Origin of the sequence: Micromonospora sp. CPCC 206061 (assembly GCF_036906915.1) — a bacterium.
Lineage (GTDB): Bacteria > Actinomycetota > Actinomycetes > Mycobacteriales > Micromonosporaceae > Phytohabitans.
Window position 1 is genome coordinate 25,451 of the sequence record NZ_JBAKHX010000020.1, and the last position, 18,200, is coordinate 43,650.

General features: G+C 70.6%; 16 protein-coding genes. 6 read left to right on the forward strand and 10 right to left on the reverse strand.

Annotated elements, in window-relative coordinates; genetic code table 11:
* Nucleotides 1-80 precede the first annotated feature (80 nt).
* From V6V89_RS16300 to V6V89_RS16310, 3 genes are read right to left on the reverse strand one after another with little or no spacing between them, the layout of a single operon-like run.
* Nucleotides 81-1,001: a carbohydrate ABC transporter permease gene (locus tag V6V89_RS16300; protein WP_334619964.1), complete on the reverse strand. Its 921-nt coding sequence runs from the start codon at nt 999-1,001 to the stop codon at nt 81-83.
* Nucleotides 998-2,047, reverse strand: coding sequence for an ABC transporter permease (locus tag V6V89_RS16305; protein WP_442935153.1), 1,050 nt, complete (start codon nt 2,045-2,047; stop codon nt 998-1,000). The genes V6V89_RS16300 and V6V89_RS16305 overlap by 4 nt, the downstream gene beginning before the upstream one ends.
* Nucleotides 2,044-3,723 (reverse strand): extracellular solute-binding protein, encoded by a 1,680-nt coding sequence (locus tag V6V89_RS16310; RefSeq protein WP_334619965.1) that lies wholly within the window; start codon nt 3,721-3,723, stop codon nt 2,044-2,046. The genes V6V89_RS16305 and V6V89_RS16310 overlap by 4 nt, the downstream gene beginning before the upstream one ends.
* 180 nt (nt 3,724-3,903) lie before the next feature.
* On the opposite strand from V6V89_RS16310, the gene V6V89_RS16315 reads away from it, so the two are divergent.
* A complete protein-coding gene (locus V6V89_RS16315; RefSeq protein WP_334619966.1) occupies nt 3,904-5,124 on the forward strand; it encodes an ROK family transcriptional regulator in 1,221 nt (406 codons plus the stop codon).
* Nucleotides 5,125-5,553: 429 nt separating this feature from the next.
* Here the strand turns inward: V6V89_RS16315 and V6V89_RS16320 are convergent, their stop codons facing one another.
* Nucleotides 5,554-5,691: a hypothetical protein gene (locus V6V89_RS16320; RefSeq protein WP_334619967.1), complete on the reverse strand. Its 138-nt coding sequence runs from the start codon at nt 5,689-5,691 to the stop codon at nt 5,554-5,556.
* Nucleotides 5,692-6,023: 332 nt separating this feature from the next.
* On the opposite strand from V6V89_RS16320, the gene V6V89_RS16325 reads away from it, so the two are divergent.
* Both V6V89_RS16325 and V6V89_RS16330 read left to right on the forward strand, forming a co-directional pair.
* Nucleotides 6,024-8,888 carry a glycoside hydrolase family 3 C-terminal domain-containing protein gene (locus tag V6V89_RS16325; protein ID WP_334619968.1) on the forward strand — a complete coding sequence of 955 codons (2,865 nt, stop codon included), beginning with the start codon at nt 6,024-6,026 and terminating at the stop codon, nt 8,886-8,888.
* Nucleotides 8,881-9,930: a LacI family DNA-binding transcriptional regulator gene (locus V6V89_RS16330; RefSeq protein ID WP_334619969.1), complete on the forward strand. Its 1,050-nt coding sequence runs from the start codon at nt 8,881-8,883 to the stop codon at nt 9,928-9,930. The genes V6V89_RS16325 and V6V89_RS16330 overlap by 8 nt, the downstream gene beginning before the upstream one ends.
* A 57-nt stretch (nt 9,931-9,987) precedes the next feature.
* Here V6V89_RS16330 and V6V89_RS16335 read toward each other — a convergent pair whose 3' ends face one another.
* From V6V89_RS16335 to dhaM, 6 genes are all read right to left on the reverse strand, one after another.
* Nucleotides 9,988-10,917: a sulfite exporter TauE/SafE family protein gene (locus V6V89_RS16335; RefSeq protein ID WP_334619970.1), complete on the reverse strand. Its 930-nt coding sequence runs from the start codon at nt 10,915-10,917 to the stop codon at nt 9,988-9,990.
* A 267-nt stretch (nt 10,918-11,184) separates the two neighbouring features.
* Entirely contained in the window at nt 11,185-11,634 is a 450-nt protein-coding gene (locus tag V6V89_RS16340; RefSeq protein ID WP_334619971.1) for an RrF2 family transcriptional regulator, read from the reverse strand.
* 252 nt (nt 11,635-11,886) lie between these two features.
* Nucleotides 11,887-12,762, reverse strand: a complete 876-nt coding sequence (locus V6V89_RS16345) for an acyl-CoA thioesterase (protein ID WP_334619972.1) — start codon at nt 12,760-12,762, stop codon at nt 11,887-11,889.
* On the reverse strand, nt 12,759-14,210 hold the full coding sequence (gene pyk / locus V6V89_RS16350; RefSeq protein ID WP_334619973.1) for a pyruvate kinase: 1,452 nt from the start codon (nt 14,208-14,210) through the stop codon (nt 12,759-12,761). The genes V6V89_RS16345 and pyk overlap by 4 nt, the downstream gene beginning before the upstream one ends.
* Before the next feature lie 89 nt (nt 14,211-14,299).
* Nucleotides 14,300-14,560 (reverse strand): HPr family phosphocarrier protein, encoded by a 261-nt coding sequence (locus V6V89_RS16355; protein WP_334619974.1) that lies wholly within the window; start codon nt 14,558-14,560, stop codon nt 14,300-14,302.
* Entirely contained in the window at nt 14,544-14,921 is a 378-nt protein-coding gene (dhaM, locus tag V6V89_RS16360) for a dihydroxyacetone kinase phosphoryl donor subunit DhaM (RefSeq protein WP_334619975.1), read from the reverse strand. The genes V6V89_RS16355 and dhaM overlap by 17 nt, the downstream gene beginning before the upstream one ends.
* Nucleotides 14,922-14,970: 49 nt before the next feature.
* Here dhaM and dhaK point away from each other — a divergent pair, with 49 nt between their 5' ends.
* The 3 genes from dhaK to V6V89_RS16375 are packed head-to-tail and all read left to right on the forward strand — an operon-like array spanning nt 14,971 to nt 18,093.
* Nucleotides 14,971-15,969, forward strand: a complete 999-nt coding sequence (gene dhaK / locus V6V89_RS16365) for a dihydroxyacetone kinase subunit DhaK (protein WP_334619976.1) — start codon at nt 14,971-14,973, stop codon at nt 15,967-15,969.
* A 1-nt stretch (nt 15,970) separates the two neighbouring features.
* Nucleotides 15,971-16,588, forward strand: a complete 618-nt coding sequence (gene dhaL / locus V6V89_RS16370) for a dihydroxyacetone kinase subunit DhaL (protein WP_334619977.1) — start codon at nt 15,971-15,973, stop codon at nt 16,586-16,588.
* On the forward strand, nt 16,585-18,093 hold the full coding sequence (locus V6V89_RS16375) for a putative PEP-binding protein (protein WP_334619978.1): 1,509 nt from the start codon (nt 16,585-16,587) through the stop codon (nt 18,091-18,093). The genes dhaL and V6V89_RS16375 overlap by 4 nt, the downstream gene beginning before the upstream one ends.
* Nucleotides 18,094-18,200 lie beyond the last annotated feature (107 nt).

Sequence of the window (18,200 nt, forward strand, 5' to 3'; positions counted from 1 at the left end):
TTTCTCGTGATCAGGGCGTCCTTCAAGTCATAAGAGCGACTTGAAGGACGCCCTGATCACGGTCGTGGGGGCGGGGGATCTCAGCCCTTGATCGCGCCGAGGATGACGCCCTTGACGAAGTGCCGCTGGATGAACGGGTACACGATCGCGATGGGTGCGACCGCCACCACCACGACCGCCATCTTGACGGCCAGCGTGGGCGGCATCGACGTGCCGACCGGCAGGCCGGAGAAGGTCGGCGACTGTCCCTGCAGGACGATGCTCTGCAGGATGCGCTGGATCGGAAACTTGTCGTTGTCGTCGATGTATAGCAGCGCGTTGAACCACGTGTTCCAGTACCCGACCGCGTAGAAGAGGCCCACCACCGCGATCACCGCCTTCGACAGCGGCAGCACGATCCGGGTCAGAATGCGCAGCTCGCTGGCGCCGTCGATGCGCGCGCTGTCAAGCAGTTCCTGCGGGATGGCCTGGAAGAACGCCCGGATCACGACGAGGTTGAAGACGCTGACGGCGGTCGGCAGGATCAGCGCCCAGAGGCTGTCCTTGAGCCCCAGCCCGGTCACCACGAGGTAGCTCGGCACCAGGCCCGGGTAGATGAGGAACGTCAGCAGGAAGTAGAACAGCAGCGACCGGTGCCCGACCGAGCCCGGCCGGGACAGCCCGTACGCGGCGAGCACGGTCAGCACGAGGCTGATCGCGGTACCACCGACGGTGACGAGCGTGCTGACCCACAGGGCCCTGGTGACCGTGCCGCCGGAGAAGATCACCACGTAGGCGGACGCGTCGATCCCCTTGGGAATCATCACGAGGCCGCCCGCCTCGTTGATGGTCTGGCGGGAGGAGAGGCTCGTGACCACGACGGTCCACAATGGCACGATCACGGCGAGGACGACGCCGGTCAGGACGAGGCCCTTGACGGCGAGGCCGACCGGAGTCGGCTTCTCTTCCCAGGCCGGGCGGCCGGATGGTTTGCGCAGCTTGGTGGCGAGTTGGACGCTCATGACTTCGAGTAGATCCCCCGTTCGCCCAGGAGGTGGGCCATCTTGTTAGCGGCCAGGATCAGCACGAGCCCCACGGCTGCCTTGAAGAGACCGGCCGCGGCGCCGAAGCCGTAGTCGCCGGTCGCGATGGCGTGGTAGTACACGAAGGTGTCGAGCACCTCGGCGGCGCCGCGGCCGACCGCGTCACGTTGCAGGATGAACTGCTCGAAGCCCACCGACAGCGCGTCGCCGAGGCGCAGGATCAGCAGCAGCACGATGACCGGCCGCAGGCCGGGCAGCGTGATGTGCCAGAGCCGTCGCCACCGGTTGGCGCCGTCCACAGCGGACTGCTCGTACAGGTTGGTGTCGATGGTGGACAGCGCGGCGAGGAAGATGATGGTGCCCCAGCCGACGTCTTTCCACACCGATTCGGCGGTCACCAGGATGATGAACGTGTCCGGGTTCGTCATGATGTTCCACGGCTGGAAGCCAGCCTCGCGCATCTCCTGCGCGAGCAGGCCGGCACCGCCCAGCATCTGCACGAAGAACGTCACGACCAGCACCCAGCTGAAGAAGTGCGGCAGGTACACGATGGTCTGGATGAACGACCGCAGCCTCGTCGACATCACGCTGTTGAGCAGGATGGCGAGCGCGATCGGCAGCGGGAAGAAGAACACGAGCTGGAATGCCGTGATGGACAGCGTGTTCCAGACCGCCTCCCAGAACGCGTTGCTGCTGAAGAGGTTTTCGAAGTTGCCGAACCCGATCCACTCGCTGCCCAGAAACGCTTGGAGCGGAGTGTCACCGGCCCACGGGTTGTAGTCCTGGAACGCGACGACGTTGCCGAGGGCAGGAAGGTAGTGGAACACGAACAACACGAGCGCGCCGGGCAGGGTCATCAACAGCAGCGGCCAGTCGCGGCGCAGGCGGGCACGGAACGGTACCCGATGGGGTTTTGACGGCTTGCGCCGCGCGGGCGCCCCGGCCGCCGCGTCGGGGTTGGTGCCCGGAGGCGGGGTACGGGACGCGCCCGACCCCGCCACCGGCGGTGCTTCGCGAGTGCTCATCGCCCAGCGTCGGACAGCGTCTTGGCCAGGAAGTCCCGCGCCTCGTCGCCCCCATTGGTGCGCCACTCCTGCACGACCTTGTCGAGGTCGCTCAGCGGGCGCCGTCCCCGCACGATGTCAGTGATCTTGTCTTCGGTGGGTACGGTCTCGGCCTTGTACTTGGCCGGGAACTCCAGCTTGAAGTCGCCCCAGGGGCTCTTCTCGAGGAACTTGGCCATCGAGTTCGAGTACGTGATCAGGTCGTTGACGTAGTTCGGCGTCTGCGGCGTCGGCGAGATGACCGGGGTCCGGCCGCTGATGAAGAAGTACTGGTCGCCGGCTTCCTTGAAGCCCAGGTCGGTCTTGACCGGCCCATCCGCCGTCATCGTGTGGTGCTTGCCCTCGACGCCGTACCCGCGCAGCTGCGACTCCTTGGTGCCGAACGGCGCCGAGCACCAGTTGATGACCCGGAGCAGCTCTTCCACGCGCTCCTTGCCGAGGCCCTTTTTGATGAAGGTGTACGAAATCGGCTTCTCGTCACCCCAGACCAGCGGGTCGCCGCCGGTCGCGGAGAAGATCGGTACCGGCTGTATGTTGAACCCGGGCGTGACCTTCTGCTGCTCGGCCTGCATGCCCTGCCACATGCCCATGCCGTCCTGCTTAAAGATGATCTTGCCACTCTCCAGCAGCTTCTTGGCGTCGGCCCCCTTGCTGGCCACCAGGTCGGGGTGGACCAGGTTCTCCTTGTAGATCCGGGCCATCACCTCGGCTGCCTGCTTGAACTCCGCGGTCTCGTACTTGTGCTCGGGCGTGCCGTCGGACTTCAGGCGCCAGCCGGTGTCCGCGTTCGGCACCTTGTGGAACATCTGCACCATGGCGAACATGTCGTCGAACGCCCAGACGCCCTTGCTGGGGTTGGTGACCGCCTTGCCGACCTGGATCAGTTCCTCGATGCTCTTCGGGACGCTCTGGCCAGCAGCGTCGAGCAGGTCCTTGCGGTAGAAGAAGCCCCAGTCGAACGGGCCGTCGGTCGGGTTCGGGATCGCCATCAGGCGCTCGTTCCACACCGACCGGCGCCAGGCGCCCGTCGGGAAGGTCGCCAGCATCGGGTACGCGTCGACCTTGTCGCCGGCGAGGTAGTCGGTGAGATCCTCGAACAGGGCCTTTACCGCGTCGCCGAACCGCGGCAGCTTCTCCACCTCCCAGTCGGGGATGCAGAGCAGGTCGGGCACGTCGCGGGCGGCGAGCAGCGCGTTCATCTTGTCCGCGTACACCAGGCCGTCCTGCGCGCTGGGGTCCACGTCGATGCCGAGTTCCTCGTTGACGGCGGCGAGGTACTGGTTGGAGCCCAACGCCGGCGGCGGCGGGCCCCAGGCCGGATACATGGTCTTGATGGCCTTGCCGCTCGTGCCCGGCTTTTCGCTGATCGCGTCGACCAGCGTGGACGGGTACTTCGTATAACCGTCGGCGATCGGGCGTACGCCCGGCACATCCGGCTTGGGGATGCCGAGGTTCAGCTCCTTGAGCCTCGGCAGCAAGCTGGCGATCTTGTCAGATCCGGTCGCAGCGCCCTCGCCGCCCGCTTCTCCGCCACATGCGGAGAGCAGGCCGCCGCCGGCGAGAGCCGCCACGCCGAGACCCGCCAGGCCGAGGAAGTTTCTGCGGTTGGTGGCCGCGCCCGCGAGGGGTGACGTCACGGCGCACTCCCTTCCGTTGCTAAAAAGTGATAGAACTGTAGAGTTAGTTCGTCTGCCGACTAAACAAACTAGACCAACGGTGACCGCCGCCACAAGGGCAGACCCGGTACGGCATGAGTTCAGGCCAGCCCGGGGGCACCATCAAGACATCTCGCCGGGAACGGGGCTGACTTGATCACGATGCAGACAGGGCCACAACCGGCCGACTTCGCCGACGTGCGAGCCACCAACCTCGCCGTGGTGCTGCGTCACGTCCGCAACCACGCGCCCTGCTCGCGCGCGGACATCGCCGCCGCAACCGGCCTCAACAAGGCCACCGTGTCCAGCCTGGTCGCCGACCTCATCGAGCGGCGACTGCTGCGCGAGACCGGCCTCGCCGAACACCGGATCGGCCGGCCCGCCACCATGCTGGTGCTCGACGGCCAGCCGTACGCGGCGATCGGGCTCGCGGTCAGCGCCGACCAGCTCACCGCCGTCGCCGTCGACCTGGCCGGCGAGCAGCTGCTGTCGTGGCGCCGCACCTTCCCCGCGCTCGCCTCCTCGCCCGGCAAGGCGGTCAGCGCCATCGCCGCCCTCGCCAGCCGAGTCGCCGGCCGCGTCAGCAGCCAAAACCGGCAGGTGCTCGGGCTCACCGTCGGCGTACCAGGACTCGTCGACTCCGACGGCACCGTGCGCCTCGCCCCCAACCTCGGCTGGCGCGACGTCGACCTGCGCGCCGACCTCGTGCACGCGCTGCGCGACCCCAAATACGACGTGGCCGTCGACAACGACGCCAACCTGTCCGCGATGGCCGAACACCGGTACGGCGCGTTCGTGGGCACGTCCGACCTCGTGTACCTGACCGGCGAGGTCGGCATCGGCGCCGGCGTGATCGTCGACGGACGGCTGCTGCGCGGCGGCCGCGGGTTCAGCGGCGAAATCGGCCACGTCCAAATCGACCCCAGCGGCCCCCGCTGCCCCTGCGGGCGCACCGGCTGCCTCGAAGCCATGGCCGGCATCCCCGCGATCATCCGCCGGGTGCTGCCCGACGCCGAGACCGACGGGCCGATCACCGACTTCGCCCCTGAGATCGACGAGGTGGTCCGGCTAGCCCGGCGCGGCGATCCGGCCACAGTGGACTCGCTCGCGGCCGTCGGCCGGCACCTCGGTCACGGGGTTGCCATCCTCACCAACGTCATCAACCCGGACGTGGTGGTGCTCGGCGGCAACTTCGTGCCGCTGGCGCCGTGGCTCCTGCCCGCGGCCGAAGCCGAACTGGCAGCCCGCGCGATCGCCCCCGACGCGGGCGGCTGCCGGATCGCCGCCTCGACACTCGGCTCGGGAACGGCCGCGGTGGGCGGCGCCGCCCGAGCCCTGGCCACCGTAGACGCCGGCCACCTCCCCCCACCCCCACCCCACTAACAGCCCACCGACCCCAAACCGCCCCGCCCGCCGGCGACCCGCCCCCGCCCTGCGCGACCCGGCGCGGAACCGCCGCAGCGGCCTGACGCGCCCCGGCGTGGCGCTGGCGTGGCGCGTGGCGCTGGCGTGGCGCTGGCGTGGCGCTGGCGTGGCGCGTGGCGCGTGGCGCGTGGCGCGTGGCGCGCCCCTTCCGTCGATCAAGGGCAAACGCACGTGCTTTGATCTCCGTTCCGCGTGCATTTGCCCTTGATCAACGCAATGCCCCTTGATCGGCGGCGCCGGGAGCGTCGGGCGTCGGGCGTCGGGCGTCGGGCGTCGGGCGTCGGGCGTCGGGCGTCGGGCGTCGGGCGTCGGGCGTCGGGCGTCGGGCGTCGGGCGCAGTATCGAGGAAGCGTGGCCTCGACCCGCGTCTGATATCGCAAGTTTCCCCTAAAGCGTGCGACCCACCGCCGCGCTCTGCGCGGCGCGCCGCTCGACCGGCGCGGACGCCAGCCGGCGCCGGCCGGACGCCAGCCAGCCGGGCGCCCGGCCCCGGCCCCGCCGATCAAGGACGTCCGCGTCGATCATGGGCAAATGCACGCGGAACGGAGATCGAACCACGTGTATTCGTCCTTGATCGACAGGGAGGGGGCGGGAGGACGGGTCGGACCGGGTGGGACGCGGTGTGACGTGCCGAAATAAAGGGGCTAGGACATTTGGGAGCGCTCCCTATTGACCTAGGCCGTTCTGTGATGCCAGTCTCAAAGGGCTCCGGCGTAACACGGCGGAAACTCGTGCCAGCGGCGGAGCTTTCTTCGACAGGTTGTCGAAGCGCTTCGAGTCCTGCAACCCGGCCACGGGTAGCCTGTCGAAGCGCTTCGCGTGATAGCCCAGGGCACACGAAGATCGGGTGATCGGTGATGACAGAAGCACCGGAGGGAATGCTCTTCCGCGACCCTGACCAGCCCCTCCCCACCCGAGTCGCTGACCTGGTCGGCCGGCTCACCCTGGCCGAGAAGGTCAGCCTGTTGCACCAGCACCAGGCGCCGATCGCCCGTCTCGGGCTCGGCCCGTTCCGCACCGGCACGGAGGCGCTGCACGGCCTCGCGTGGGTCGGCCCGGCCACCGTCTTTCCGCAGGCGGTAGGACTCGCCAGCACGTGGAACCCCGACCTCGTCCGCGAGGTTGGCGACGCCGTCGGTGACGAGGTGCGCGGTTTTCACCACAAAGATCCGGAGCGGATCAGCCTCAACGTCTGGGCGCCCGTGGTCAACCCGCTGCGCGACCCGCGCTGGGGGCGCAACGAGGAGGGGTACTCCGAGGACCCGTGGCTGACCGGCGTGATGGGCACCGCCTACGCGAACGGCCTGCGCGGCGACCACCCGCGCTACCTCAAGACCGCCCCGACGCTCAAGCACTTCCTCGGGTACAACAACGAGACCGACCGCTGCACCACCTCCAGCAACCTGCCCCCGCGTGTGCTGCACGAGTACGAGCTGCCCGCCTTCCGGGCGCCGATCGAGGCGGGCGCGGCGGTCGCCGTGATGGCGTCGTACAACCTCGTCAACGGCCGCCCCGCCCACCTCAGCCCGCTCATCGAGGGCGAGCTGCGCCGGTGGACGGCTGACGACCTGATGGTCGTCAGCGATGCCGCCGCCGCGTCGAACATCGCGGGCGCGCAGGCTTACCACCCAGACCATCCTTGCGGGTACGCCGCCGCGCTGCGCGCCGGAATCGACAGCTTCACCGAGGACGACACCGACTCCGAGCCCACCATCGAGCGGCTGACCGAGGCGCTGGAGCGCGGTCTCATCGACGAGTCCGATGTGGACCGCGCGGTGCGGAGGGTCCTGGCGACACGGTTCCGGCTGGGCGAGTTCGACCCGGCGGAGGCCAACCCGTACAACGCCGTCACCGCCGAGGTCATCAACTGTGCCGCCCATCAGGAACTGGCCCGCGAGGCGGCTCGCCAGTCCATCGTGCTGCTCAAGAACGACGGCCTGCTCCCCCTGTCGGTGGCTAAGGTCGCCGTGATCGGGCCACTGGCCGACACCGTCTACGAAGACTGGTACAGCGGGACATTGCCGTACGCCGTCACGGCGTACACGGGACTGGTGAACCGGCTGGGAGCGCAAGGCGCGGTCTTCCACGAGGGTGTCGACCGCGTCGCGCTGCGTTCCTCCGCCGGATATGCGTGGGCGGTCGACCGTCAGGTCGGCGGCCCGGTGCGTGCCGACGTGCCGATGGCGGCGCCGGAGGCGTGGTTCGACATCTTCGACTGGGGCGAGGGTGTGGTGGCGCTGCGGGCCGCGGCAAACGGTCGCCACGTCGGCGTCGACGACGACGGCACCCTCGTCAACGACCGGACACAGCCAGGCGGCTGGGTGGTGCGCGAGACGTTCCGCCTCGTCGAACGCGGCTCCGGACACGTGGTGCTGCACCATCTCGCCAGCGACCGCTACGTCACCGCCGGAGCCGACGCGGTGCTACGCGCGGACGCGGAAGACCCGGAGCGCGCCACTGAGTTCACAGTGGAGCTTGTCACGGACGGGGCGCGCGACGCCGCGGCGCTGGCCGCTGACGCGGACGTCGCGGTCGTCGTGGTCGGCAACCACCCGATGGTGAACGGCCGCGAGACAGAAGACCGGGCCGATCTGGTGCTGCCCCCCGGGCAGGAGGCGCTCGTCAAGGCGGTGCACGCGGCCAACCCGCGCACCGTGCTGGTCGTCAGCAGCAGCTACCCGTACGCGGTGGGCTGGGCCGACGAGCACCTGCCCGCGGTGCTGTGGTCGGCGCACGGCGGCCAAGAGTACGGTCACGCGCTCGCGGGGGTGCTGCTCGGCGACACCGATCCGGGCGGCCGGCTCACGCAGACCTGGTACCGGAGCGCGGCCGAACTGCCCGACCTCCTCGACTACGACATCATCGCGTGCGACGCCACCTACCTCTACTACCGCGGTGCACCGCTGTACCCGTTCGGGCACGGACTGAGCTACACGACCTTCGAGTACACCGATCTGCGGCTCGCGGCGACCGAAGTGGACGCCGACGGCACGGTCGAGGTCAGCGTCGACGTCACCAACACCGGCACACGCACCGGCGACGAGGTCGTGCAGCTGTACACCCGGCAGCGACGCTCGCAGGTGAAGCAGCCGCTGCGGCAGCTCCGCGGGTTCCGGAAGCTCACGCTGGCACCTGGTGAGCGCGCCACCGTGACGTTCGAGCTGCCGGCGGCCGAGCTCGCGTTCTGGGACGTGTCCCGAGGCGGGCCGGTCGTCGAGACGGCCCGGCACACCATCCAGGTCGGACGGTCCAGCATGGACATCGCTCTGACCGCCACATTGGCGGTGCGCGGTGAGCAGATCGCACCTCGGCACCCTGTGGACAGTCCACTGCGAGCGATCGACAACGACGGGTACGCCGGCACGGTGCCGCTGGACGACGTACCGAGCGGCACCGACGCCGTCGGCGCGGTCGAGCCGGCGGGCTGGATCGGCTTCGAGCGGGTCGACTTCGGCGACGGCGCGTCCACCGTGGCCGCCCGGGTGACCAGTCGCAGCCGGGAAGCCGCCGGTGCAAGGGTCACGCTGCGGCTCGACGATCCGGTGTCCGGGCCGGTCGCCGGTACGGTCACCGTTCCATCGGCGACCGGACGACACGACTGGACCGAGGTCCGAGCCCCGGTCACCGGAGCGGCTGGCGTACGGGACCTCTATCTGTCATTCGAGGCGCCAGGCGCTACCGTGAGCTATCTGACGTTCGAAGGCAAGGAGTCTGGTGGCTGAGGGCGGGGCGAAGCGCGCCGACATGGTTACCATCACCGACGTCGCCCGGCACGCGGGAGTCGCGGTGAGCACGGTCTCCTATGTGCTGAGCGGAAAGCGGGCGATCTCGGCGACGACGCGTCAGCGGGTGCTCGCCAGCATCCGGGCGCTCGGCTACCACCCCAACGCGGGCGCCCGCGCCCTCGCAAGCCGCCGCGCCAACGTCATCGCGCTCGTTCTGCCGCTGCGCTCCGGCATGCACCTGCCCGTGCTGATGCAGTTCGCGACGGCGGTCGTGACGACCGCGCGCCAGTTCGACCACGACGTCCTGCTGGTCACCGCCGACGAAGGCCCCGACGGGCTGCGACGTATCGCGGCCAGCGCGATGGTCGACGGCATCGTCCTCATGGACATCGAGATGCACGACCCGCGCGTGCCGCTCCTGCGCGACCTGGAACGGCCAAGCGTGCTCATCGGCTTCCCCGCCGAGGCCGCCAACCTCACCTGCGTCGACCTCGACTTCTATCGCGCCGGCGCCATCTGCGTCGAGCACCTGGCCGCGCTCGGCCACCGTGACATCGCGCTGCTCGGCGCGCCAGCGGTGGTCTACGAGCGCGACACCGGGTTCGCGCATCGCACGCGCGCGGGCTTCACAGAGACCGCCGAGCGCTATGGCATCGACACGGTCGCGCAGCCGTGCGAGGAAAGCTTCGACGGGGTACGCCAGGAGTTGTCCGGCCTCCTCGAACGCCACCCCAACCTCTCCGGCCTCGTCGTGCACAACGAGGCCGCGGTCGCGCACGTGCTCGCCACGCTGCCGCTGCTCGGACGGCAGGTGCCGCACGACATCTCGGTGGTCGCGATCTGCCCGGACGAGGTGGCCGAGCGCGCCAGTCCGACCCTGTCGTCGGTGCTCATCCCCGCCGAAGACGTGGGGCGGCAGGCGGTGACGCTGCTGATGCGCAAACTGGAAGGGCATCCTGTGCCGGCCGCGACACTGCTCGACCCGCGCCTGACGGTCCGCGCCAGCACCGCGGCAGTGACAGCCCCCTCCCCCGCCTAGGCCCTGGCCGGCACCTACGCGCCACAAGTCATCAAGATCTAGCGGGCCGCGCAGGGGTCAGGCGACGTCGAGGGCTGGGGTGGGAGTGGGGTGCGGGGCCGCGGTGGGCTCGGCCTTCGCGGCGGCTGCCCGGCGGGTACGGCGGAGCGCGCGCACCGACAACGTGATCGCCACCGCCCAGGCGACCACCACGAACCCGTACACGATGGGCCGGATGTCCGACGCGACGTCCGCGGCTTTCATGATCGTGCGCGCGTTGGTCAGGACGATGACGCCGCCGACGGCGGCGCCGAGGAGCTGTGCCGGGACGATGCGCACCAGGTACGCGGCGATCGGCGCGGCGATGAGCCCGCCGACGAGCAGCGCCGCGACTGTCGGGAGTACGAAGCCTTCAGAGCCGAGACCGATCAGGAAGCCCACGCTGGCCGCCCCGGCGACCATGAACTCGGCGGTATCGACCGACCCGATCACCTTGCGCGGCTCCATCCGGCCGGAGACCAGCAGTGACGGTGTGGCCACCGGGCCCCAGCCGCCGCCACCGGTGGCGTCGATGAAGCCGCCCACCAGCCCGACCGGCGCCAGGAACGCGGTGCGCGGGCTGCGGTTGGAGGTACGCGGGCGAAGTGGGCGCGCAAACCGGACAAGGAGGTAGATACCAAGCGCGAGCAGTATGCCGGACATCCAGGGCGCTGCCGCCTCGGTGGAGATGGAGCTGAGGAACGTCGCACCGGCGAACGCCCCGATCGCGCCCGGCAGTGCGATGCGGCGTACCACGCTCCAGTCGACGTTGCCGAACCGCCAGTGCGCGGCACCGGCTGCCAGGGTGGTGCCGAGTTCGGCCAGGTGCACCGAGGCGGAGGCGGAGGCGGGTGCCAGCCCGGCCACGAGGAGGAGGGACGAGGAGGTGACGCCGTACGCCATCCCGAGCGAGCCGTCGATGAGCTGGGCCAGGAGCCCGACAAGAGCGAGCACGATGAGCTTTCGCACTATCGCCTACCTCCTTGGCATTTCCGATCGGCTTGGTCGAGAATCTCTCATGCCAAGGCGCAGGTCAACCCCCGTTCCGCGTCCTGAGACGCACGCCTCCCCAGCGTCCGCGATCAAGGGCATCCGCGTCGATCAAGGGCGAACGCACGCGGATCGGAGATCAAACCACGTGCGTTTGCCCTTGATCGGCGGAAGGAGGCGCGGGGCCCGCGCGGGGCCCGCGCGGGGCCCGCGCGGGGCCCGCGCGGCGCGCGGGCGGACGCGGTGCTATGCCCAGGCGCTGGGGTTTGAGGCCAGGTCGCGGACGCGGTCGGGGAGCTTGCCGGTCGCCACGTCGGCCAGCGTGACCAGTTCCAGGATCTCGCGCTCGCTGGCGCGCAGGGCGATCCACACTTCCTGGAGCGCGGCCGCGGCGCCGCCGTACCCGACGTCTTCCGGTCGCTGGCCGCGGATGTGCGCCAACGGCCCGTCGATCACCCGGATGATCTCGGCGAGGGAGATTTCAGTGGCCGGGCGGGCGAGCCAGTATCCGCCCTCTGGCCCGCGCTGGGCGTGCGCGATGCCGCCCCGGCGCATTTGCAGCAGGATGCTTTCCAGAAACTTGGGCGGGATCTCCTGCGCCTTTGCGATGCGCTCGGCCGTGAGCGGCCGGTCAGGCGAGGCGGCGAGCTCGGTAGCGGCGCGGAGCGCGTAGTCGACCCGGGCGGACAGTCGCATGAAACCTATTATCCCGGTCGGCTTTGCCGACCTGCGCAGACCTGACGATCTATTCCAGGGCATGGCGCGGGTGGGTGCTCCAGCAAGCGGGTAGGACGGCAACGCCGATCAAGGGAGATCGCATCGATCAAGGGCAAATGCACGCGAAAAAGAGATCCAACCACGTGCATTTGCCCTTGATCACGAACCCCCGGGCCCGATCACCACCCCTATAGAAGCGTCGACGTAGAAAGGGGCCGGGCACCGCGGGGGTTAGGCGCCTACGCGGCGGAGGAGGCCCTCTTGTACGGCTGTTGCGATGTGGCGGCCTTCCAGGGTGAACATTCGTCCGGTCGCCAAGCCGCGGCTGCCGGACGCCGACGGGCTCCAGCAGTCGTACAGGAACCACTCGTCGGCGCGGAACTGCCGGTGGAACCACAGCGCGTGGTCGAGGCTCGCGCCCACGACACCGCCGGGTCCCCACACCTCACCGTGTACGGACAGGACGGAGTCGAGCAGCGTCAGGTCGGACGCGTAGGCGAGCGCGCATGCGTGCAGCAGCGGGTCGTCGGGCAGCTTGCCGTCCAGGCGCATCCACACCCGCTGGTGCGGGTCGGCGGGGCGATCACCGGGGCGTACCCAGCCCGGCTCGCCCACATACCGGACGTCGATGGGGCGCGGGATCGCCGCCCAGATGCCGGCGCGTTCCGAGTATTTGGCCAGCCGGTCGGCCATCGTGGGCAGCTCGTCGGGGCGCGGCACGTCGAGGGGGGCTGGCGCGTGGTGGTCGAGCCCTTCCTCCTGGCGGTGGAACGAGGCCGCCATGAAGAAGATCGGCTTGCCGTGCTGGTAGGCCACCGAGCGGCGGACCGAGAACGAGCGCCCGTCGCGGATGTTCTCCACCCGGTACTCGATGGGCTCGGTCGGGTCTCCGGGCCGCACGAAGTATCCGTGCAGCGAGTGCACGAAGCGGGTCGGCTCGACGGTGCGGCCGGCCGCCACCAGCGCCTGGCCGGCGACCTGCCCCCCAAAGACTCGCTGGGGGCCGACCGGCGGGCTTACGCCGCGAAACGTCGACTCGCCGATCTGGCTCAGGTCGAGCACTTCGAGAAGCTGGTCGACGGCCGACTGGCCGGTGAGCGCGCTCATCGCGTGGTGCGGGCCGCCGACGACACTTCGACGAGGGAACCGAGCTGGTGCACTCGCAGGGTGTTGGTGGAGCCGGGGGCGTTGGGCGGGCTGCCGGCGACCACCACGACGTAGTCGCCCGGGTTGGCCCGGCCGAGGCCGATCAGCGCCTGGTCGACCTGCCGGAACATGTCGTCGGTGTGCCGCACGAACGGCACCAGGAACGTCTCGACGCCCCACGAGAGAGCGAGCTGGTCGCGCACCTCCTGGACCGGGGTGAACGCCAGCAGCGGCAGCTCGCAGTGCAGCCGCGACAGCCGCCGGACGGTGTCGCCGGTCTGCGAGAACGCGACCAGCGCCTTGGCGCCGATGTTGCGGGCGATCTGGGACGCGGCCACGGTGAGCGCACCGCCGTGGGTGCGCGGGTCGTGCTGGAGCCGCGGCACGTTGATCGAGCCGGCCTCGGTCGTGGTGACGATCTTCGCCATCGTGCTGACCGTGAGGACCGGGTACTTGCCGACGCTGGTCTCGCCGGACAGCATCACCGCGTCGGCGCCGTCGAGCACGGCGTTGGCGACGTCGGAGGCCTCGGCGCGAGTCGGGCGGGAGTTTTCGATCATCGAGTCGAGCATCTGGGTGGCCACGATGACCGGTTTGGCGTTTTCGCGGCAAAGCTGCACGGCGCGCTTCTGCACCAGGGGCACCTGGTCGAGGGGCAGCTCGACGCCCAGGTCACCGCGGGCCACCATGACGCCGTCGAACGCGTCGACGATCGCCTCCAGGTGGGTCACCGCCTCGGGCTTTTCCACCTTGGCCAGCACCGGGCGGATCACGCCCTCCTCGTGCATGATCGAGTGCACGAGCTTGATGTCATCGGGCGAGCGCACGAACGACAGCGCCACCAGGTCGACGCCCAGCCGCAGCGCGAAGCGCAGGTCTTCGGCGTCCTTTTCGGAGAGCGCGGGCACGCTGACCGCCACGTTGGGCAGCGAGACGCCTTTGTTGTTGGAGACCGGGCCGCCCTCGATCACCAGGCAGCGGATGTCGTTGCCCTCGACGGCGCTGACCTCGACCGCGACCTTGCCGTCGTCGATCAGCAGGCGGTCGCCAGCCTTGACCTCCTGCGGCAGCTTCTTGTAGGTGCACGAGACCCGGTCCTGAGTGCCCACCACGTCGTCACTGGTGATCACCACAGAGTCACCGGTGCGCCACTCAACGGGGCCCTCGGCGAAGCGGCCGAGCCGGATCTTCGGCCCCTGCAGGTCGGCCAGCACCGCGACCGCGCGCGCCGTCGACCCGGCCGCACCGCGGACCAGGTGATAGACCTCTTCGTGGTCGGCGTGGCTGCCGTGGCTGAAGTTCAGCCGCGCCACGTCCATACCCGCGTCTACGAGGCCGCGGATGCGCTCCGGCGACGATGTGGCAGGTCCGAGTGTGCAAACGATTTTCGCGCGGCGTGTCACGGCCATCAGGCTAGTCCCCTCGCTGGAACGGCCGTCTTCCGGCCGACCCCTATTGACCCCTCGTTAGGGCGGGCACCAGCGACCGCCGGATCAGCTTAGCTCGCGGAGGTCAACACGGCGGCAACGGCCTCGACGGCCGCAGCGGCGTCGGCGCCCGTCGCGCGCAGGGTCACAGCCGCACCTGCGGTCGCACCCAGCCCCATGAGTCCGAGTACGCCTCGGGCGTTCGCGACGCGGTCCCGGTACCCGATCTCCACCTGTGCCTCGAACCGCGCGGCGGCCTGCACCACCTTGCCCGCCGGCCGGGCGTGCAGGGCGACCGGGAGCACGACGGTGGTCTCAGAACTTGCGGACATCGCGCGCCTCCTCCGCCGCGGCCGCCACGGCCGCCAGGTCGGCGCCGGTCGACGCGGTGACCGCCGCGGCGACCGAACCCTCGACGAACGGCGCGTCCACGATCAACGCACCCGGCAGCGGATGGTCTTCCAGCACCGCCCGCGCGATGAGCACCGAACTGCCCAGGTCCGGCAGGACGAGCACACCGGCGCCGCCGTTGGCGCGCTGGATCGCCTCCAGCACCAGGTCGTAGCTGGTGCCCAGCTCACCCTCCGCGGTGCCGCCGGCCACCTCGACGGCCTCGGCGCCCATCTGGAGCAGCAGCGCCCGCAGCCCGCCCGCCAGCTCGGCGCTGTGCGAAACCAACACGATCCCGACCATGCGCGAATGCTACTGGCGTGTCCGCCGGCCGGGCGCGACGATCGCAGGCATGAAGAAGTTCGTCAACGACCCTTCGGCGGTCGTTCGGGAGGCCCTCGCGGGCATCGCCGCCGCCCATCCCGAGCTGCGCGTCGACCTGGAAAAGCAGATCATCGTACGGTCGGACGCGCCCCGAGGCGGCAAGGTCGGCCTCGTCTCCGGCGGCGGGTCCGGGCACGAGCCGCTGCACGGCGGCTTCGTCGGGCTGGGCATGCTCGACGCGGCCTGCCCGGGTGAGGTCTTCACCTCTCCGGTACCGGACCAGATCCTCGCGGCCACCCAGGCGGTCGACGGCGGTGCGGGCGTCGTGCACGTGGTGAAGAACTACACCGGCGACGTGATGAACTTCCAGATGGCGGCCGAGCTGGTCGGCGACGAGGGCGTCGAGGTGCACACCGTCCTGGCCGACGACGACGTCGCGGTCGAAGACTCGACCTGGACGGCCGGCCGGCGCGGCACCGGCGCGACCCTCATCGTCGAGAAGGTGGCCGGGGCGCTCGCCGAGACCGGCGCCTCCGCCGCGGCCGTCGCCGCCGCTGGCGCGCGTGTCAACGAGGCGAGCGCGTCGTTCGCGGTCGCGCTGACGGCCTGCACCACGCCGGCGTCCGGCAGGCCAGGGTTCGAACTGCCGGACGATGAGATGGAGGTGGGCGTCGGCATCCACGGTGAGCCCGGACGGCGGCGGGAAAAGCTGCGCCCAGCCCGCGACATCGCCGCGCTCGCGGTCGACGCGGTCCTCGGCGCCAAGCCGCTCAGCGCCGGCTCCGAGACGATCGTGCTGCTGGGCGGGCTGGGCGGCACCCCACTCATCGAGCTGTACCTGCTGTACGGAGAGGTGGCGGCGCTGCTCGACAAGGCGGGCGTGCGGATCGCGCGAAACCTCGTCGGCAACTACGTCACCAGCCTCGACATGGCCGGCGCGTCGCTGACGGTATGCAAAGTGGACGCCGAGCTGCTGCGGCTGTGGGACGCGCCAGTGCGCACACCCGCACTGCGGTGGGGTGTCTGACGTGGACGCCACACTCGCCCGCGCGTGGGTTTCCGCAGTGGCCGCGTCCGTCGCTTCACAAGCCGAGCTTCTGACCCAGCTGGACGCGGCGATCGGCGACTCGGACCACGGCGTCAACCTCAACAGGGGCTTCACGGCGGTGCTGGCCGCGCTCAACGGCGCGTCCCTGGAAACGCCGGGTGAGGTGTTGGCGCGCACCGGCACGACCCTGGTGTCAAAGGTCGGTGGCGCTTCGGGGCCGCTGTACGGGTCGGCGTTCCGGGCTCTGGGCAAGGCGCTCGGCTCGTCGTCGACTGTGGACGCCGCTGCTTTCGGTGCGGGGCTGCGAGCCGGGTTGGACGCCGTACGCAAGCTCGGCGGGGCGGCACCGGGCGACAAGACCATGGTCGACGCGTACGAGCCGGCGGTGGTGGCCTTCGAGAAGTCGGCCGGTGACGGGTTCGCCGCGGCGGCACGGGCTGCGGCCGGCGCGGCGGCGGAAGGGATGCGGGCCACGACCGGCCTCCAGGCGCGCAAGGGCCGGGCGTCGTACCTGGGCGAACGCAGCGTCGGGCACCAGGATCCAGGTGCCACGTCGACGTGGCTGGTGTTCGAGGCGCTGGCCAGCGTCGCGGCATGAGACACCTGGGTACGCCCGGAGCGCCCGGCGTCGGACTGGGCCGCGTCTGGCACGTCGACCGCGTGGTGCCGGCTGGCGGTGGGTTGGCCGGCCCTGGCGACGTGCTGGGGGCGTTCGACGCGGTGGCGGCGCGGCTGCGGGCGCGGGCCGAGGCGCTGCGGGGCGACGGGCTCGACGAGCCGGCCGACATCGCCGAGACGATGGCGCTCATCGCCGACGATCCCGACCTGCGCGAGGCCGCCGTGGCGGAGGTGCGCGCCGGCCAGCCCGCCGACACGGCTGCTCGCGTCGCGGCCGAGCGGTACGCGACCATGCTCGCGACGCTGCCCGATCCGGCGCTCGCCGAGCGGGCCACCGATGTACGGCAGGTGGGGCGGCGGGCGGTCGCGGTGCTGCAGGGCGGTGTGGCATCCACTGTGGAGGGCCCGCTCGTGCTCGTCGGGCGGGAGTTGGGCGCCGACGACCTGCTCGACGCTCCCGACGAGGTGGCGGGTGCGGTGTCGCTGCTCGGTGGACCCAACGCGCACGTGGCGATCGTGGCGCGGGCGCTCGGGGTACCACTGGTGTTTGGTCTGGATCTGGATGCCCCCGACGGCGCGCTGGCCATCGTGGATGGTGCGTCCCTGATCGTCGGGCCGAGCGACGGTGAGCGGGATGCCGCGCTGGCGGCGATGCGGGCGGCGGGCGAGCGGCGAGCGGCGCTCGCGGTCGAGCGCGAGCTGCCGGCGGCCACACGCGACGGGCGGGCCATCACGTTGCTGGCCAACGTCTCCACGCCGGACGAGGCCGCGGCGGCGGTGGCCGCGGGTGCGGCGGGCGCCGGGCTGGTCCGCACCGAGCTGCCATTCCTTGCCGCGACGGCATGGCCCACCGAAGCCGACCACGTGGCGGCCCTGAGACCGGTGCTCGCTCCCCTGGCTGGGCGGGTGGCGACGGTGCGGACGCTGGACTTCGGCGGCGACAAGCTCCCGCCGTTCCTCGATGGACAATCGTTGCGAGGTGTCGCGCTGTCGTTGTCGGCACCCGACGCGCTAGCGGCCCAACTACGCGCGATCCGGCTGGCCGGCGCCGACACATCGCTGCGCGTCATGCTGCCGCTGGTGGAGTCCGCGGAGCAGGTGCGCGGCTGCCGGGAGCTGCTCGCCTCACCCTCCGTGCCGCTCGGCGCGATGATCGAGCTGCCGTCGGCCATCGACGCGATCGAGGCCATCGCGGAGGCAGCCGATTTCTTGTCCATCGGCAGCAACGACCTCAGCGCGAGCCTGCTCGGCCTCGACCGCCGCGACCCGCGGCTCACCCCCGCCAGCGCCGCCGAACCCGCTGTGCTGCAAGCGATCGCCGCCGTCGTCGCGGCGGGCGGACGGCACGGCAAGCCGGTATCGGTGTGCGGCGACGCGGCAGCCGACCCATCCGTCGCGCCGCTGCTGATCGGGCTCGGCTGCACAGTGCTTTCCGTCGCGCCGTCCGCTCTCGACGAGGTGCGTGCGCTCATCCGGATGCTTTGACGCAACCGGACCTGGTTCGGTCGCCCCTGCCGCGGCCTCGCACGCCCGGCGTGCGGCGGCGGCCAGCTCGTCGATCCATCCACCGTCTACATCGGACACGGCGGTCG

Excerpts from the sequence above, each read along its gene's own strand:
- V6V89_RS16300 (WP_334619964.1), bottom strand. The coding sequence starts at position 1,001 with ATGAGCGTCCAACTCGCCACCAAGCTGCGCAAACCATCCGGCCGCCCG.
- V6V89_RS16305 (WP_442935153.1), bottom strand. The coding sequence starts at position 2,047 with ATGAGCACTCGCGAAGCACCGCCGGTGGCGGGGTCGGGCGCGTCCCGT.
- V6V89_RS16315 (WP_334619966.1), top strand. The coding sequence starts at position 3,904 with ATGCAGACAGGGCCACAACCGGCCGACTTCGCCGACGTGCGAGCCACC.
- V6V89_RS16320 (WP_334619967.1), bottom strand. The coding sequence starts at position 5,691 with ATGATCGACGCGGACGTCCTTGATCGGCGGGGCCGGGGCCGGGCGCCC.
- V6V89_RS16325 (WP_334619968.1), top strand. The coding sequence starts at position 6,024 with ATGACAGAAGCACCGGAGGGAATGCTCTTCCGCGACCCTGACCAGCCC.
- V6V89_RS16340 (WP_334619971.1), bottom strand. The coding sequence starts at position 11,634 with ATGCGACTGTCCGCCCGGGTCGACTACGCGCTCCGCGCCGCTACCGAG.
- V6V89_RS16345 (WP_334619972.1), bottom strand. The coding sequence starts at position 12,762 with ATGAGCGCGCTCACCGGCCAGTCGGCCGTCGACCAGCTTCTCGAAGTG.
- pyk (WP_334619973.1), bottom strand. The coding sequence starts at position 14,210 with ATGGCCGTGACACGCCGCGCGAAAATCGTTTGCACACTCGGACCTGCC.
- V6V89_RS16355 (WP_334619974.1), bottom strand. The coding sequence starts at position 14,560 with ATGTCCGCAAGTTCTGAGACCACCGTCGTGCTCCCGGTCGCCCTGCAC.
- dhaM (WP_334619975.1), bottom strand. The coding sequence starts at position 14,921 with ATGGTCGGGATCGTGTTGGTTTCGCACAGCGCCGAGCTGGCGGGCGGG.
- dhaK (WP_334619976.1), top strand. The coding sequence starts at position 14,971 with ATGAAGAAGTTCGTCAACGACCCTTCGGCGGTCGTTCGGGAGGCCCTC.
- V6V89_RS16375 (WP_334619978.1), top strand. The coding sequence starts at position 16,585 with ATGAGACACCTGGGTACGCCCGGAGCGCCCGGCGTCGGACTGGGCCGC.